This window comes from Sphingomonas sp. Leaf257 (genome assembly GCF_001422185.1).
GTDB lineage: Bacteria > Pseudomonadota > Alphaproteobacteria > Sphingomonadales > Sphingomonadaceae > Sphingomonas > Sphingomonas yabuuchiae.
This window is the reverse complement of record NZ_LMMH01000012.1, coordinates 370,802-386,773: the sequence shown is the minus strand read 5'-3', so window position 1 is coordinate 386,773 and position 15,972 is coordinate 370,802. Positions and strand designations below refer to the sequence as shown.

Annotated in this window: 13 protein-coding genes; 5 read left to right on the top strand and 8 right to left on the bottom strand. The window is 67.1% G+C overall.

What is annotated here, in order from left to right; translation table 11 throughout:
* Positions 1 to 234: 234 nt before the first annotated feature.
* The 3 genes from ASF14_RS09575 to ppdK all read left to right on the top strand — a co-directional run bounded on the left by ASF14_RS09575 (position 235) and on the right by ppdK (position 6,114).
* A complete protein-coding gene (locus tag ASF14_RS09575) occupies positions 235 to 1,074 on the top strand; it encodes a glycine--tRNA ligase subunit alpha (RefSeq protein ID WP_056434449.1) in 840 nt (279 codons plus the stop codon).
* Positions 1,074 to 3,329, top strand: a complete 2,256-nt coding sequence (glyS, locus tag ASF14_RS09570; RefSeq protein ID WP_056434640.1) for a glycine--tRNA ligase subunit beta — start codon at positions 1,074 to 1,076, stop codon at positions 3,327 to 3,329. Before ASF14_RS09575 ends, glyS begins: the two co-directional genes overlap by 1 nt.
* A 124-nt stretch (positions 3,330 to 3,453) precedes the next feature.
* The gene (gene ppdK, locus ASF14_RS09565; RefSeq protein WP_056434447.1) at positions 3,454 to 6,114 is read left to right on the top strand and encodes a pyruvate, phosphate dikinase; all 2,661 of its coding nucleotides are present in this window, start codon (positions 3,454 to 3,456) and stop codon (positions 6,112 to 6,114) included.
* A gap of 225 nt (positions 6,115 to 6,339) precedes the next feature.
* Here the strand turns inward: ppdK and ASF14_RS09560 are convergent, their stop codons facing one another.
* The 8 genes from ASF14_RS09560 to ASF14_RS09525 all read right to left on the bottom strand — a co-directional run bounded on the left by ASF14_RS09560 (position 6,340) and on the right by ASF14_RS09525 (position 13,862).
* Entirely contained in the window at positions 6,340 to 6,714 is a 375-nt protein-coding gene (locus ASF14_RS09560) for a hypothetical protein (protein WP_056434445.1), read from the bottom strand.
* Between the two features lie 97 nt (positions 6,715 to 6,811).
* Positions 6,812 to 7,804, bottom strand: a complete 993-nt coding sequence (locus ASF14_RS09555) for a type II secretion system F family protein (RefSeq protein WP_056434443.1) — start codon at positions 7,802 to 7,804, stop codon at positions 6,812 to 6,814.
* Positions 7,805 to 8,785, bottom strand: coding sequence for a type II secretion system F family protein (locus ASF14_RS09550; protein WP_056434441.1), 981 nt, complete (start codon positions 8,783 to 8,785; stop codon positions 7,805 to 7,807).
* A gap of 5 nt (positions 8,786 to 8,790) precedes the next feature.
* A complete protein-coding gene (locus ASF14_RS09545; protein WP_056434440.1) occupies positions 8,791 to 10,053 on the bottom strand; it encodes a pilus assembly protein CpaE in 1,263 nt (420 codons plus the stop codon).
* Positions 10,050 to 10,724 (bottom strand): CpaD family pilus assembly lipoprotein, encoded by a 675-nt coding sequence (locus ASF14_RS09540; RefSeq protein ID WP_056434438.1) that lies wholly within the window; start codon positions 10,722 to 10,724, stop codon positions 10,050 to 10,052. Before ASF14_RS09540 ends, ASF14_RS09545 begins: the two co-directional genes overlap by 4 nt.
* A gap of 26 nt (positions 10,725 to 10,750) precedes the next feature.
* Positions 10,751 to 12,301 (bottom strand): type II and III secretion system protein family protein, encoded by a 1,551-nt coding sequence (locus ASF14_RS09535; protein WP_056434436.1) that lies wholly within the window; start codon positions 12,299 to 12,301, stop codon positions 10,751 to 10,753.
* Between the two features lie 2 nt (positions 12,302 to 12,303).
* Positions 12,304 to 13,332 (bottom strand): Flp pilus assembly protein CpaB, encoded by a 1,029-nt coding sequence (gene cpaB / locus ASF14_RS09530; protein ID WP_056434434.1) that lies wholly within the window; start codon positions 13,330 to 13,332, stop codon positions 12,304 to 12,306.
* A gap of 50 nt (positions 13,333 to 13,382) precedes the next feature.
* Complete coding sequence (locus ASF14_RS09525; RefSeq protein WP_082442171.1) at positions 13,383 to 13,862, bottom strand: A24 family peptidase; 480 nt, start codon at positions 13,860 to 13,862, stop codon at positions 13,383 to 13,385.
* 65 nt (positions 13,863 to 13,927) lie between these two features.
* Between ASF14_RS09525 and ASF14_RS09520 the strand changes: the two genes are divergently transcribed.
* Both ASF14_RS09520 and ASF14_RS09515 read left to right on the top strand, forming a co-directional pair.
* Positions 13,928 to 14,866 carry an alpha/beta fold hydrolase gene (locus ASF14_RS09520; RefSeq protein ID WP_056434637.1) on the top strand — a complete coding sequence of 313 codons (939 nt, stop codon included), beginning with the start codon at positions 13,928 to 13,930 and terminating at the stop codon, positions 14,864 to 14,866.
* Complete coding sequence (locus tag ASF14_RS09515; RefSeq protein ID WP_056434430.1) at positions 14,863 to 15,948, top strand: NAD(P)/FAD-dependent oxidoreductase; 1,086 nt, start codon at positions 14,863 to 14,865, stop codon at positions 15,946 to 15,948. The genes ASF14_RS09520 and ASF14_RS09515 overlap by 4 nt, the downstream gene beginning before the upstream one ends.
* Positions 15,949 to 15,972 lie beyond the last annotated feature (24 nt).

Genomic DNA, 15,972 nt, shown 5'->3' with positions numbered 1-15,972 from the left:
GACGTAATGTCAGGTGACCATGACAAGGTGACAGTAAGTCGCGACACTGTCAATAAGACCTGACAAAATATCATGTCTGGCTGACTTTGCGCTTGATCCGCTCACGCGGATGCGGCGGCCGGTGCGGTTACGAAAAGCCCGCTCGCCTTGACCGCACAAGGGCCATCCGCCAAAGCCTGCCCCATTATGCAGACCCGAAACGGCCCCCCGGAAGGACCACTTTCCTTCCAGCGCATGATCCTCACCCTCCATGACTATTGGAGCGAGCGGGGATGCGTGATCCTGCAACCCTATGACATGGAGATGGGGGCGGGCACCTTTCACCCCGCGACCACGCTGCGCGCGCTGGGGCCGGACAGCTGGAACGCCGCCTTCGTTCAGCCGTGCCGCCGCCCGACCGACGGCCGCTATGGCGAGAACCCCAACCGGCTCCAGCATTATTACCAGTATCAGGTGATCCTGAAGCCCTCGCCCGCCGACCTGCAGGACCTGTATCTGGGCAGCCTAGCCGCGATCGGCGTCGACATGACGAAGCACGACATCCGCTTCGTCGAGGATGATTGGGAAAGCCCGACTTTGGGTGCCTGGGGACTGGGCTGGGAAGTCTGGTGCGACGGGATGGAGGTGACGCAGTTCACCTATTTCCAGCAGATGGGCGGATACGACATGAAGCCGGTCGCGGGCGAGCTGACCTACGGGCTCGAACGCCTGGCCATGTATATCCAGGACGTCGACAATGTGTACGACCTGCGCTTCAACGATGCGGGCGTGAGTTACGGCGACGTGTTTCTCGAAAACGAGAAGCAGATGTCGACCTGGAACTTCGAGGTCGCCGACACCGACACGCTGTTCGACGCCTTCAAAAAGGCGGCGGCCGAGTGCGAGCGCTGTCTGGAGGCCAAGCTGCCCATCCCCGCCTATGAACAGGCGATCAAGGCCAGCCACACCTTCAACCTGCTGCAGGCGCGCGGCGTGATTTCGGTGGCGGAGCGCCAGGCCTATATGGGCCGCGTCCGCGATCTGGCGAAGGGCGCGTGCGGCGCCTGGATGGACAAGAACGGCTGGGCCGCGTGATGACCGATTTTCTGCTCGAACTTCGCTCCGAAGAAATCCCCGCCCGGATGCAGGCGGGGGCGCGGGAGAACCTCGCCAAGCTGTTCACCGCCGAACTCGCCAAGGCCGGACTGTCGGCGGGTGAGATCGTAACCTATGCCGGGCCGCGTCGCCTCGCACTGATCGCACGTGGGTTGCCTGCCGCGACCGAGGCCGTGTCCGAGGAAGTGAAGGGGCCACGCGCCTCCGCCCCCCCGCAGGCGCTGGAGGGCTTCCTGCGCAAGACCGGGCTGACGCGCGAGCAGCTGACCGAGCGCGACGGCGTGCTGTTCGCGATCACCGAGAAGCCCGGCCGCGCGACGGCGCAAGTGCTGGCCGAGGCGATCCCCGCCATCGTCCGCGCCTTCCCCTGGCCCAAGTCGATGCGCTGGGGGGCGGAGTCCGCCTCGACCGAATCGATGCGCTGGGTCCGTCCGCTGCACGCCATCGTCGCGCTGTTCGGCGGCGAGGTGGTGCCGTTCGCAATCGCCGGGATCACGAGCGGCAATGTCACGCGCGGCCACCGCTTCCACGCGCCCGCCGAGATCGTGCTGACCGGTGCCGACACCTATGTCGAACAGCTTCGCGCCGCCAAGGTGCTGGTCGACCAGGACGAGCGCGCCGCGATCATCCGTGAGCGGGCATCGGCTTTGGCCGCCGAGGCCGGGCTGGAGCTGGTCGAAGACGAAGGGCTGGTGGCCGAGAATGCCGGGCTGACCGAATGGCCGGTGCCGCTGCTCGGGCGCTTCGACGAAGCCTATCTCGACGTGCCGCCCGAAGTCATCCGGCTGACCGCGCGGGTGAACCAGAAGTATTTCGTCTGCCGTTCGGGTGACGGCAAGCTGGCGAACGCGTTCGTCTGCACCGCCAATATCGAGGCGACCGATGGCGGCGCGAAGATCGTCGAGGGCAATGGCAAGGTGCTCGCCGCCCGCCTGTCCGACGCGCGCTTCTTCTACGAGACGGACCTGAAGACGAAGCTCGACGATCTGCGGCCCAAGCTGGAAAAGATCGTCTTCCACGAAAAGCTCGGCACCGTCGCCGACAAGGTCGAGCGGGTGGCCAAGTTGGCCCAATTGCTGGCCAGTGAGGGAGTCGTTTCTAGCTGTGACCCAGTGCTGGCCCGTCGCGCGGCGGAACTGGCTAAGGTCGACCTTGTTACCGGCATGGTCGGCGAATTCCCGGAATTGCAAGGTCTAATGGGCGGTTATTATGCCGCCGCGCAGGGTGAGGACCTGGCTGTCGCCGAGGCGGTTCGCGACCACTACAAGCCGGTCGGGCAGGGGGACGACGTCCCTACTGCGTCCGTCACGGTTGCCGTGGCGATGGCAGATAAGCTCGATACTTTGTGTCAGTTTCTTTTTGTTGGAGATTGGCCAACAGGTTCCAAGGATCCCTACGCGCTTCGACGCGCATGCCTTGGCATCATCGCGCTCATACAATCAAACAATATTCGGGTTTCGATTGCCAATTTAATTAGAGCGATTGCCCTCGTGACTTATGAGGTGATCAACGAAAGTCTGAAATCAACTATCGAGCAACGCGAAAAGCTTGCCGGTAGGATTGATCAAATAAGAATTATTTCGAAGTTCGCTATTGATAACGAACTTGACGCATTCTCCTACCTGTCGGAAATGGCTGGTGAGCAAAGCATTCCTCCGGAGCGGTTTCGGTTGCTCAATGACGCGCTTAATAAAGTCGCTCAAAGCGAGGTGTTTTATGGGCAGGTCGTTGAATTTTTTGCCGACCGCCTGAAAGTTCAGCAGCGTGAAGCGGGCGTCCGTCATGACCTTATTGACGCGGTATTCGCGCTCGGCGGTGAGGACGATCTCGTCAGCCTGCTCGCCCGAGTTCGCGCCCTCCAAGCCTTCGTCACCACCGACGACGGCACCAACCTGCTCGCAGGCTATAAGCGCGCCGCGAACATCCTGAAGAAGGAGGGCGTCGAGGGCGATCAGGCCTGGACCGCGCCGACCTATACGCTCGAACCCGCCGAGGCCGATCTGATCGCCGCGCTCGACGCGGCCGAGCCCAAGGCTGCGCAAGCGGTGCAGGCCGAGGATTTCGAGGCGGCGATGGCCGCGCTCGCCTCGCTTCGCGCGCCGATCGACCGGTTCTTCGACGACGTGACCGTCAACGACGCCGATCCGGCCAAGCGGACTGCGCGTCTTGCGTTGCTCGCGCGGGTCCGGGCCGCCGTGCATACGGTGGCGGATTTCTCGAGGATCGAGGGATGAGTTGAGCCGGATCGGGAGACGGGGGCGAACGTTCCTGTCTTCCCCTCCGGCAATATCGCCTTATTAACACCGACGCCTGTGTCCCCAGGGCGTCGGACGTGACGACCAGTAAAGGATCGAACCGATGACCTATGTGTACCGTTTCGGCGGCGGCGTTTCGGACGGCGGTAAGGGGGACAAGAACCTGCTTGGCGGCAAGGGCGCGAACCTGGCCGAGATGGCCTCGATCGGCCTGCCGGTGCCGCCGGGCTTCACCATCTCGACCGCGATGTGCACCCGCTATTATGAGGATGGCGAGCAGTTCCCGCAGGAGCTGCGCGACGAGGTGGCCGACGGCATCGCGCATATCGAGGCGGTGACGGAGAAGCGCTTCGGCGATCCGGAAAACCCGCTGCTGGTTTCGGTCCGCTCGGGCGCGCGGGTGTCGATGCCGGGCATGATGGACACGGTGCTGAACCTGGGCCTGAACGACGAAACCGTCGAGGGGCTGGCCAAGAAGGCGGGTGACGAGCGTTTCGCCTGGGACAGCTATCGCCGCTTCATCCAGATGTATGCCGATGTCGTCTTGGAGCTGGATCACGGTGCTTTCGAGGAAGCGCTTGAGATCGCCAAGGAAGACAACGGCTTCACTCTCGATACCGAGATGTCGGCCGAGGACTGGAAGGCGCTGGTCACCGTCTACAAGGGCCTGGTCGAGGAGCAGTGGGGCAAGCCTTTCCCCCAGGACGTGCACGACCAGCTTTGGGGCGCGGTCGGCGCGGTGTTCGGGTCGTGGCAGTCGGAGCGGGCGAAGGTCTATCGCCGCCTGAACGACATTCCCGCCGACTGGGGCACCGCCGTCAATGTGCAGGCGATGGTCTTCGGCAATATGGGCGACACCTCGGCGACGGGCGTGGCCTTCACGCGCGATCCGTCCAAGGGTGATCGCGCCTATTATGGCGAGTTCCTGATCAACGCGCAGGGCGAGGATGTGGTCGCGGGCATCCGCACGCCGCAATATCTGACCAAGGCCGCGCGCGAGGAAGCGAACGCCAAGCCCGCCTCGATGGAAGAGGCGATGCCCGAGGTCTATGCCGAGCTGGCCGCCGTCTTCGACCAGCTCGAAACCCATTACCGCGACATGCAGGACATCGAGTTCACGGTCGAACAGGCCAAGCTCTGGATGCTCCAGACCCGCTCGGGCAAGCGTACCGCCAAGGCGGCGCTGAAGATCGCGGTCGATATGGCGAATGAGGGGCTGATCACCCGCGAGGAAGCGATCGCGCGGGTCGATCCGGCGGCACTCGACCAGTTGCTCCACCCGACGCTCGATCCCGATGCCAAGCGCGACGTGCTGACCAAGGGGCTTCCTGCCTCGCCGGGTGCGGCCTCGGGGAAGGTGGTGTTCGACGCCGATGCCGCCGAGCGTGCGGCGGCGGCGGGTGAGGCGGTGATCCTCGTCCGTGTCGAAACCTCGCCGGAGGATATTCACGGCATGCACGCGGCCAAGGGCATCCTGACCGCGCGCGGCGGCATGACCAGCCATGCGGCGGTCGTGGCGCGCGGCATGGGGCGTCCCTGCGTCTCGGGTGCGGGCAGCCTGTCGATCGACAATAAGGCCAAGTTGCTGCGCGTGGGCTCGCGCGAAGTGCGCGAGGGAGACATCCTGACGCTCGACGGTTCGACCGGCGAGGTGATGGTCGGCGCGGTGGCGACCGTGCAGCCCGAACTGGCGGGCGATTTCGGCACGCTGATGGAATGGGCCGATCAGGTCCGTCGCCTGAAGGTCCGCGCCAATGCGGAAACCCCGCTCGACTGCCGCACCGCGCGCGAGTTCGGCGCGGAGGGCGTCGGGCTGTGCCGCACCGAGCATATGTTCTTCGACGCCGCCCGGATCACGGCGGTGCGCCAGATGATCCTGGCCTCGGACGAAGCTGGCCGCCGCGCCGCGCTCGCCAAGCTGCTGCCCGAACAGCGCGCCGACTTCACCGCGATCTTCGAGGTGATGGCGGGCCTGCCGGTGACGGTGCGCCTGCTCGACCCGCCGCTGCACGAATTCCTGCCGCAGCAGGAGGCCGAGTTCGCCGAGGTCGCGACGGCGGCGGGCGTCGACGTCGATACGCTGAAGCGCCGGGCCACCGAACTCCACGAGTTCAACCCGATGCTCGGCCATCGCGGCTGCCGCCTGGGCGTGACCTATCCGGAAATCTACGAAATACAGGCGCGCGCCATCTTCGAGGCGGCGCTGGACGTGGCGGAAAAGTCGGGTGAGGCCCCGATCCCCGAGGTCATGATCCCGCTGGTCGCCACGCGCCGCGAACTGGAGCTGATGAAGACGGTGGTCGACAAGGCCGCGCAGGCGGTCTTCGCCGAACGCGGCAAGACGGTCGAATATCTGGTCGGCACCATGATCGAGCTGCCGCGCGCCGCGCTGAAGGCGGGCGAGATTGCCGAAGTCGGCGAATTCTTCTCCTTCGGCACCAACGACCTGACCCAGACGACGCTGGGCGTCAGCCGTGACGACGCGGCGCGCTTCCTGAGCGCCTATGTCGAGAAGGGCATCTATGCCAAGGACCCGTTCGTCAGCCTGGATGTGGACGGTGTGGGCGAACTGGTCAGCCTGGCCGCCGAGCGCGGTCGCGCGACGCGGCCCGGGATCAAGCTCGGTATCTGTGGCGAGCATGGCGGCGATCCGGCGTCGATCGCTTTCTGCGAAGCGGTCGGGTTGGATTATGTCTCGGCCAGCCCCTATCGCGTGCCGATCGCACGGCTGGCGGCGGCACAGGCGGCGTTGAAGGCGCGGTGATTGTCGGGGAGGGGTGGTTTCGGCGGGTTTGTCGCCCGGAACCTTCCCTCCCCCATCCCCTCCAGCCTGCGGGAGGGGCGCGTTTCCGGGCTGCGGTTTCGCGTCCCTCAAAAACGACGGGCCGATTGAAGCGCTAGACGTTTCCGCTGGGCACACCCCTCCCGCAAGCGGGAGGGGATGGGGGAGGGCCGGGTGTCTCACCGAGCCCTAACTCCACGAAACCAATCACCCGCGCGTCGTCACCCGGTTCCCAAAGTCGAACCACCCGCGACGCTCACCCGCCGGATAGGCCGGACGCGCCGCGCTCGCCGCGACCGGGCGATAGGTCGAGGCGGGTGCCGCCCGCTCCACCACCGGCGCAGCCGCGACCGGCTGGGCACTGGCCAAGCGGCGGTTATCCTTTTCCAGCTCGGCGATGCGGGCCTGTGCCGCCGTCAGCTTGGCCTCGGTATCCTTCACCTGTGCGGCATGGGCATCCCGCTCGGTGGCGTAGCGGGTGCGCCATTTGCGGCCGCCCGGATGGCTCGCCAGCCCGAAGAGCCAACCCGCAATGAGGACCAGCCCCAGCACGGCGAACTGCGTCGTCGAAGTGAACAGCATCGCGTCGATCCCATCCTGTTGATTTTGGTCTGTTACGACCGGTCAACGACTGGCGGGGGCGCTGGTTGCGAGTGGCGGGCTTATTGCCCGGCCGTCCCTATTGTCCGGCGATCAGCGTGTCCTTGATCGAACAGGCGGCGGGGCCGAGGATGACGACGAACAGCACCGGCAGGATGAACAGGATCAGCGGCACGGTCATGATCGCGGGCAGGCGTGCGGCCTTTTCCTCGGCGCGCATCATGCGTTCGTGACGGAATTCGGCCGACAGGACACGCAGCGCGCTGGCCAGAGGCGTGCCGTATTTCTCGGTCTGGATCATCGTGGTGACGACCCCGCGCAGCGAATCGAGATTGACCCGCATGGCCAGGTTTTCCAGCGCCTGCCGCCGGTCGGTCAGGAAGCCGAGTTCGACCGAGGTCAGCTGAAATTCGTCGCCCAGTTCGGGATAGGCGCGGCGCAACTCGCGCGAGACGCGGGCAAAGGCGGCATCGACGGTCAACCCCGCCTCGGCGCAGATGACCATCAGGTCGAGCGCATCGGGCAGGCCCTTGCGGATCGCGGCAGTGCGCTTGTCGACCTGGTTCTTGAGCGCCAAGTCCGGAGCCTTATAGGCCAGCAGGAGCGTACCCGCGACGATCATGTAGCAGCTGAAGCCGCTCCAATCGGCAAAGTCCTCGGTGCCATAGACCCACAGGGCCATGCCGCCGCCCAGGACGATCGGCAGGGCCAGCCGTCCGAAGATGACCGCGAACGCCATCTCCTTCGAGCGGATGCCGGCCTGGAGCAGGCGCAGCTGAATCGCCTTGACCTGTTCGTCCTGCAGCATCTTGAGCGCGTCCAGGACGGTGCGCATCCGCTCCAGCAACGTGGCGCGGTCGATCAGTTGCGCACGGCGCTTCGGCGCATTGTCGATCCCGGCCTTCAGCAGCTCGCGCCGTTCGTTCAAGGCGCGCACCCGCTTCGTCATCGGGTCGCGACTGCCGATCAGGGCATAGCCCGCGACCAGCAGCGCAAAGACGCAGACGCCCCAAAGCAGCGCGCTGAGCGATGCGGGGTCGAGGCCGAGAATGGCGGGCGCGGGACTGGTCATTCAGATCTCGAAACTGATCATGCGGGACATGATGAAGGCGCCCAGGCCCATCCAGACGAAGCCCGCCGCCCCGACCAGCATCAGGCGCGGATCGATGAAGAAGCGGGCCATATAGGGCTGGTTGATCATCCAGATCATGCCGAACACGGCAAAGGGGAGGAAACCGATGATATAGGCCGACGCCTTGGATTCGGACGACATCGCCTTGATCTTCAGCTTCATCTGCGCACGCTTGCGCAGCACATCGGCCAGGTTGGACAGCGTCTCGGCCAGGTTGCCGCCGGTTTCGCGCTGGATGGCGATGGCGATGACGAAGAAGCGGAATTCGGGAATGTCGAGCCGGTCGGCGGTTTCCTGAAGCGCGGCGTCCATGCTGCGGCCGATGCGCATCCGGTCGGTGACGGCGCGGAACTCCTCGCCGATCGGACCCGGTAGTTCGAGCGCGACGACCGCCATCGTCTCGCTGATCGGCAGGCCCGAACGCAGGCCGCGGACCAGCAGTTCGATGGCGTCGGGAAAGCGGACGACGAACTTGTTGCGCCGCTTCACGATCATGCGGCCGACGACCAGATGCGGCACCCAGAGGCCGAGGGCGATGCCGAGCAGCAGCGCGCCGAAGAAGGGCAGGCCGAAGACCATCAGCAGGATCAGCATCCCGAACGACAGTCCCGCACTCGCCATGCCATATTGGCCGACGGTCCAGTCGCGTCCGGTACTGTCCAGCCGGGTGGCCAGCTTGGCGGGATTGGGGAGCAGGCGGCCAAACGCCTTGTCCATCCGCGTGTCACCGGCCAGCGCGATCCCGCGCGAGGCGGCGACGGCCTCCAGCGGCTTGCCGAGGTCGAGCGCGACGCGACCGCGAAGCCCCGCCAGCCGTCGCGTCTGGCTGCGCGAGCGGGCAGGCGCGGCAAAGGCCGCCATGGCCAATACCAGCGTCAGGAAGACGCCCATGGCCAGGATCAGGGTCGCCGTCATCGACATGGTCGTCAGTCGGCCCGGGCCCGCTTGCCGAGCAGCGACTTCAAGTCGAACCGGTCGAGCAGCCCGCGCTTGGCCGACATGTCGACAATGCCCTCGGCCGAGGCGCACAGCCGCTGGGTCAGCTCGATCAGCGGGGCGATGGTGCGCGAGGTGCGGCCGAGTTCGGCGATGGGCTTGCCGACCTTGGCCGCCTGGACGACCAGCTTGGGATCATAGGGCATGACGAAATCGATCGGGCGCTCGATCGACCCCTCGAAATCGCTCTGCGCGATCTCGCACTGGCCGGGCGGCTGGACCCGGTTGGCGATGGTCAGCACCGTCGCCTGCGGCGCATGGGTCTTGGCCCAGGACAGCAGGCGGATGGTGTCGCGCGCGGCGGCCAGGGTCAGCTCGGTGACGAGCAGGATGGTCTGCGCCGATCCGACCAGCATCGGCTGTTGGATCATCATCCCGCGCGGCAGATCGACGATGGTCGTCTCGAAGTTCAGGCGCATTTCGTCCTGCAACTGGGCAAAGGCCTGGCCATCGGTCAGGATCGGCGCGCTGATCGGCGCTTCGGCCGACAGGATCGCCAGCTTTTCCGACGCCTTGACCATGGCGCGTTCCAGGAACAGCCCGTCGATGCGGCTGGGATTGTCGATCGCATCGACCAGCCCGCGTCCCGGCTCCAGGTCCAGCGCCAGCGCGGCGGTGCCGAAATGCACGTCCAGGTCGAGCAGCGCCGTCGTCCGGTCGAGCCGCTCCGCCATCAGCCAGCCGAGCGAGGTGGCAACGGTCGAGGCGCCCACGCCGCCACGCACGCCGACCACCGCGACGCTGCACGTCGCCTTTTCGGGGGCCATCTCCATGGCGCGGGGGGCATGCAGGATGGTGCGGGCCTGCGCGATCGTCTCGCGCAGCTGGTCGGCGTTGATCGGCTTCAGCAGATAGTCGTGCAGACCGCTGGCGATCAGCGAGCGGTACAGCCGGACGTCGTTGACCGATCCGACCGCGATCACGATCGTGCCGGGTTCGCAGACTTCGGCCAGATTGCCGATCTCGCTGGCGGGATCGTCGGTATCGGTCAGGTCGACCAGCAGGATCTGCGGGCTGGCCAATACCGACAGCGACTGGATCGCCGCGGACAGGCCGCCTTTCATCACCTTGTCGACCGACCATCCCTGTTCGGCGACCAGCGGGCGGATCGCCTCGACCGTCCAGTCGTCGCTGACAAAGGCGAGGAACGGGTCGCGAATGGTCAGCATGGCGGGTTTCCAGGGGGCGTTCACTGTGCGCCTCCCGCAGAAGCGCCGCCACCACCGCCGCCCTGGCTGCTATTGGGATCGCGCAGCGTGGTACCGCCACGCCCCGTCGGCGGCGCGGCGCGCAGGGCCTTGACCCCGCGGGTGCCGGTTTCGGTATCGCTGGTGGCGGCACCGGGCACGCCCTGTGCCAGGTCGGTGGGGTTGGCGACCATCGCGGCAAGGTTGCGATTGATCGCACAGCCATGGTTGGACGAGGTCTTGCCATCCCAGTCGAGCGCGGTGTCGCTGCGCAGGTCGGGGCAGCCCGGCACGGTGGCACGGGCGCGAGTCACGACCACGCGAATCGTGGCGGGGGCGACCGGGCTGCGCGTGATCGGCGACGCCTGACCGAGCAGCAGGCCATAGCGACCGATGACGCCCGCGACTTCGCGATAGGCGCCGGGGCCTTCGCCCGCCGGGTCCTCCACCACGACGCGGTCGCCATAGCCGAGATGCAGGTTGCGCGCCCAGCCGTCGAGCCGCCGATCCTCGTCCGCCGCCAGCCGTCCGCCGGACAGCGCCAGGTCGAGCGCATAGTCGGTCTGCGACACGACCGGCTGATGCCGGGTTTCCAGATCCGGCTGACCGGCACCCATGCAGCCGCCGGTCATCAGCATCAGGCCGAGCGGCATCAGAAGGAGGGGCGAGCGACGCATGGGGCGCATTATCCTTGGGCAGGCGGTCATTCGGAAAAGCCCGGAGTCGGCATGGTCTTCTTCTTCGCGGACAGTGCGGTCGCGGAGCCATGCGGCACGGGGGCGACCTGGGCCGCCATCGGTCGACCCTGAACCGGCGGGGTCATGGTCGGCACCGGGCGCGGCGTCGACGTATCGCCGCCGCCGCCCATCCGGCCCAGCAACACGCGTTCGGCGTCATTGGCCGGACGCATCCCGTCGGTCGGCAGCGCGATCTCGGAGGGCGAGTTGACCGGCTTCACCAGATAGGGGGTGATGATGATGACCAGCTCGGTCTCGTTGCGCTTGAACGCGTTGGAGCGGAACAGCGAACCGATCAGCGGCAGGTCGCCCAGCCACGGCGTCTTCTCGATCGAATTGTCGCGCGAGTTGGACAGCAGGCCGCCGATCATCATGCTCTGGCCTGACCCCAGCTCCAGCGTGGTCTCGGCCCGCCTGGTGGTCAGTGCGGGGATCGAGGTTCCGCTGATCGTGACCGAGCCCACCGACGACAGCTGCGATACCTCCGGCCGGACGCGCAGCGAGATGCGCCCGTCGGACAACACCGTCGGCGTGTAGGACAGGCTGACGCCATATTGCTTATACTCGACCGACACCGCGCCGAAGCCGCTGGCCAGCGGAATGGGGATTTCGCCACCCGCCAGGAAGGTCGCGGTTTCCCCCGACAGGGCGGTCAGATTGGGATTGGCCAGCGTCGCCACCTGACCCAGCGACTCGCCCAGGTCGATCGCGCTAAGCAGGTCCATGCCCAACACGCGCCCGCCCAGGCCCAGCGTCGTGCGCTGCGTGCCGGGGTTGAACGTATATCGGGTACCGGCCGGAAGACCCGCCGCATCGGTCAGCTTGTCGATGCTGCCCGCATTCCGGCCCGACGCGATGCCGAACACGAAGCCGCTGGAATTGGCGTCACGGTTCAGCAGGTTGACGCCGATCTGCTTGACGAAGCTGCGATTCACTTCGGCGATGCGGACCTGAAGGTTGACCTGGAGCGGGGTCGCCGTCTTCAACCGGCTGATGATCCGCGTGTCCTTGCCGACATAGGCCTGGACCAGCCGCTCGGCCTCGGCGGCGTCGTCGGGCGCGGCGATGGTGCCGGTCAGCAGGATCAGGCCGTTCATCGGCGTGGCGACGATCTGCGCCTCGGGCATGGCCAGCTTCAGCATCCGGCCGATCGAATCGAGATTGTTGCCGATACGGACGGTCGCCGCATAGACGACCGCGCCGCCGCGCCCTGTGGCAGAGACGGTGGTCTCGCCGGGCTTCTTGCCGAAGATATAGAGCTGGGTCGGCGAGCGGACCTGCACATCGGCGATACTGTCGTCGGCGACGAACAGGTCGGTCATCGGACGGGGCAGGGTGATCAGCCGCGCCCGGCCGGTGTTGATCTCCAGCGCGCCCGAACCGTCGCTGGCCGGGGTCGAATCACCCGGCCCGGACGGCGCCGACCGCGCGGGCGACGGGGCGAGAAGCAGCGGAGCCAGCATCAGCACGAAGGCCGAGGTGCGCGGTGCGCGCAAGAGCAGCGAACGAAGCGACATGGTCAATTTCCATCCCCCATCGGCGCGGCGCCGGATGACGTGCCGGATGACGCGGCGACCGAGCGGCCCCGAGCCACACGCACGCCGGCGCTTTCGGACCTGCCGCGTGCCTGACCGATGGCAGGGGCCGCAGGGTTGATGGCGGAATTGTCGTTGGCCATGGCGATCGCGCCGTGGCTGGGCGTGGAGGCGGTGTTGCGGCCGGGTATGGTGCGGCGCTGATAGCGCGACACGTCCGCTCCGGTGACATAGGACGCCCGGTCGACCATCGGCTGGGCGACCGCGCTGGGATCGCCACCCGCCGCCAGGTCGGCAGGCTGCTCGGCCAGCGCGCGCAGCGACAGCGACAGCGTACCGACCGTCTGCGCGACCGCCAGTTGCTCGGCCATTTTCGGCGTCGTTTCGACGGTGACGGTGGTGAAGGTGTGGACCTGGGTCTTGCCGTCCTCGGCCGCCTGATTGTCGGTGCGCTGGTCGGTCGCCAACACGCGGATGTTGCGCAGGATCGTCTCCGACACCTTGAGCGGAGGACCGTCGCCGCCACCCGCGACATCCTGGGTCAGGACCATGTCGATCCGGTCGCCTGGAAACACGAAGCCCGCAACCGCGGTCTGCGCCGACACGGGCACGGTGACGGCGCGCATGCCGGGCGTGAGCGCAGCGGCCAGGAAGCCGCGATCCCCCGGGCTGACGACCGCGCCCTGCGTCAGCGGCTGACCGGCGGTGATCGCATAGCGCAGCACGGTGCCCTGCAACTTGGCGATGTCGGCCTTGCCGCGCACATAATAGGCCCCGGCCAGCATGTCCTTGGGCCAGGGCTGGAACTTCAGGGCGGTGGGGTCGATGATCGTGCCGACCGGCAAGGTGCGGGTGGCCACCAGGACTTCGGCCTGCGGTTCGACGGGGGCGGCGACCGTGACGGCCTGGGCCTGGGGAACGCTGCTACCCGCGGTGACGGTCCGGGCGAATAGGGCCGTCATCCCTGCCACCAGCAGGGCCCCGACCAGCAGTAACACTTTTCGACTGTCCATCCTGCGTTCTTCGGCCTTGGCCGAGCCCGATGCTCGGTTCGATTGGTTGGTTAAATGGACGGAAAGGGGTTAAATAACGGTTCCTGAAGGACGACGAGCGCGGCCACCGCGATGGCCACACCATAGGGAACCTCGATCGCCGGAGCGGTATCGCCCAGCCTTCGGACGCACAGGCGGTGGTCGACCAGCATCGCGATCGTGACCGCGCCGCCCGCGAGCGACATGACCAGCAACATGCGGAACAGCGACGGCAGGGGCAGCCACAGGGCTACGGCCGCGATCATCTTCACATCCCCGCCGCCCATCATGCCGATGCGAAACGCCTGGGCGAACAGCAGGAACATCGCGACGCCGACGCCGAGCTGCACCACCATGCCGGGCCAGACGGGAACGCCGCTCGCCCACCACCACAGCGGCGCGAGCAGTGCGATCGCGATATTCTTGCGGTCGGCGATCTCACGGGTCCGCGCATCCTCGATCCCCGCCGACACCAGCAGCAGGACGAGCGCCACCACCAGCGCGATACGCATTATGGTCCATTCCATGGCATCAAGCCCTAGACGGCGGGGCTTTCAAAACCGTAACCGGGATGCGGATGACCGACACCCTGTCCCTTCGCCGCAGTTTCCCGGCCGCCGCCACGCTGTCGCGCTGGCACGCGCCCGACGGGTGGGAGCATCGGCGCTTCGACTGGGCGGCGCGCGCGCCGCGCGGACGGCTGTTGTTCCAGACCGGCCGTGCCGATGTGATCGAGAAATATCTGGAGGTCTTTGCCCATCTGGTCGGGCGGGGGTGGAGCGTCACCGCCTTCGACTGGCGCGGGCAGGGGGGATCGGGGCGGTTGCTGGCCGATCGCCATGTCGGGCATGGCGGCAATTTCTCAGGTCTGGTTGAGGATTTGCGGGCCTTCTGGACGGTATGGCGGGCCGAGGACTCCGCAGGCGAACTGCCGCATGTCCTTCTGGGTCATTCGATGGGCGGGCATCTGGCGCTGCGGGCGGTGGTCGAGGGGGCGGTTGATCCGCACGCTCTGATCCTTGTCGCGCCGATGCTGGGCCTGCGCCTGCCGACCGGCGCGCTGCTGGGTGCGGGGATCATCCGCCTGATGAACGCGCTGGGCCGGGCCGAGCGCGGCATCTGGCAGGCCAAGCAAGGACCCGGCCATCATACGCGGCAGCGCAACCTGACCCATGATGTCGAGCGGTTCGAGGATGAGGGTTATTGGTACGCCCAACAGCCCGATCTGGCGCTGGGGCCGCCAAGCTGGGGCTGGCTCGCCGCCGCATTGCGCTCGATCCGGGCGCTGGCGCGCGATCCCCGGCTGGACCAGGTGAGCGTGCGCTCGCTGATGCTGATCGCCGAAGCCGACCGGCTGGTGGATCCCAAGGCCGCCACCGCCATCGCCGCCCGGATCGGCGCGCGGGTCGAGCGATTCGGGCCGGAGGCAGCGCATGAGTTGCTGCGCGAGATCGATCCGGTGCGGCTGCGCGCCTTGGCGGCGATCGATGCTTTTCTGGACGGGGTGGCGGCGTGATCCACGACGTCGCGATCGTGGGTGCGGGCATGGCCGGGGCAGGGCTGGCCGCCGCGATCGGATCGCGCGCGCGTGTCCTTCTGCTGGAGGCGGAGGACATGCCCGGCCGCCATGCGACGGGGCGTTCGGCGGCCTTCTGGTCGGAAACCTATGGCGGCCCGGCGGTGCAGCCGCTGACCACCGCCTCGGGGCCTGCCCTGCGCGAAGGCGGCTATCTGACGCCGCTCGGCTCGCTGCATGTCGGCCGCACGGAGGACGAGGCACGGATCGAGCGGCTGCTCACGGATTTCGACGGGAGCGGGGTGGTGCTCTCACGCGTCGATCCGGCGGCGCGTATCCCCGGCCTTCGCCCCGAATGGGTGCACGGCGTCTGGGAGCCGAGCTGCGCCTATATCGACGTCGCCGCGCTCCACGCGGACTGTCTGGCGGCGGCGAAGGCTGCGGGTACGGAAATCCGGACCGACGCGGCTTTGCTGGCGGCCGAGCGGCGCGATGGCGTCTGGCATCTGGAAACCCGCGCGGGATCGTTTTCGGCCAAAGTGCTGGTCAATGCAGCCGGTGCCTGGGCCGATGACGTGGCCAAGCTCGCGGGCGTCGTGCCGATCGGCATCACGCCCTATCGCCGGACGATGGTGCAACTGCGCACCGATCCGCCCGTGCCCGAGGGGCTGCCCCATGTCGTCGACATAGCGGGCCGTTTCTACTTCAAGCCCGAGGCGGGCGGGCGGCTCTGGCTGACCCCGCATGACGAGACGCCGAGCGTGCCCTGCGACATCGCGCCCGAGGAATGGGACGTGGCCGTCGCCATCGACCGGCTGGAAAAGGTCGTCGACTGGCGCGTCGAGGCGGTCGAGCGCCGCTGGGCAGGGCTGCGCAGCTTCGCCCCCGACCGCGCGCCGGTATACGGCTTCGATGCACGCATACCGGGTTTTTTCTGGTGCGCGGGGCAGGGCGGCTTCGGCATCCAGACCGCCCCCGCCGCCTCGGCGCTGGCGGCGGCGTTGCTGCTGGGCGAGAGGCCTGTGCCCGAGGGGGTCGACCCCCAACGCTATGGCGCAGGCCGATTTTCTGCTAAGGGTTGATCGCTTCTTTTCCGGAGAGATCAA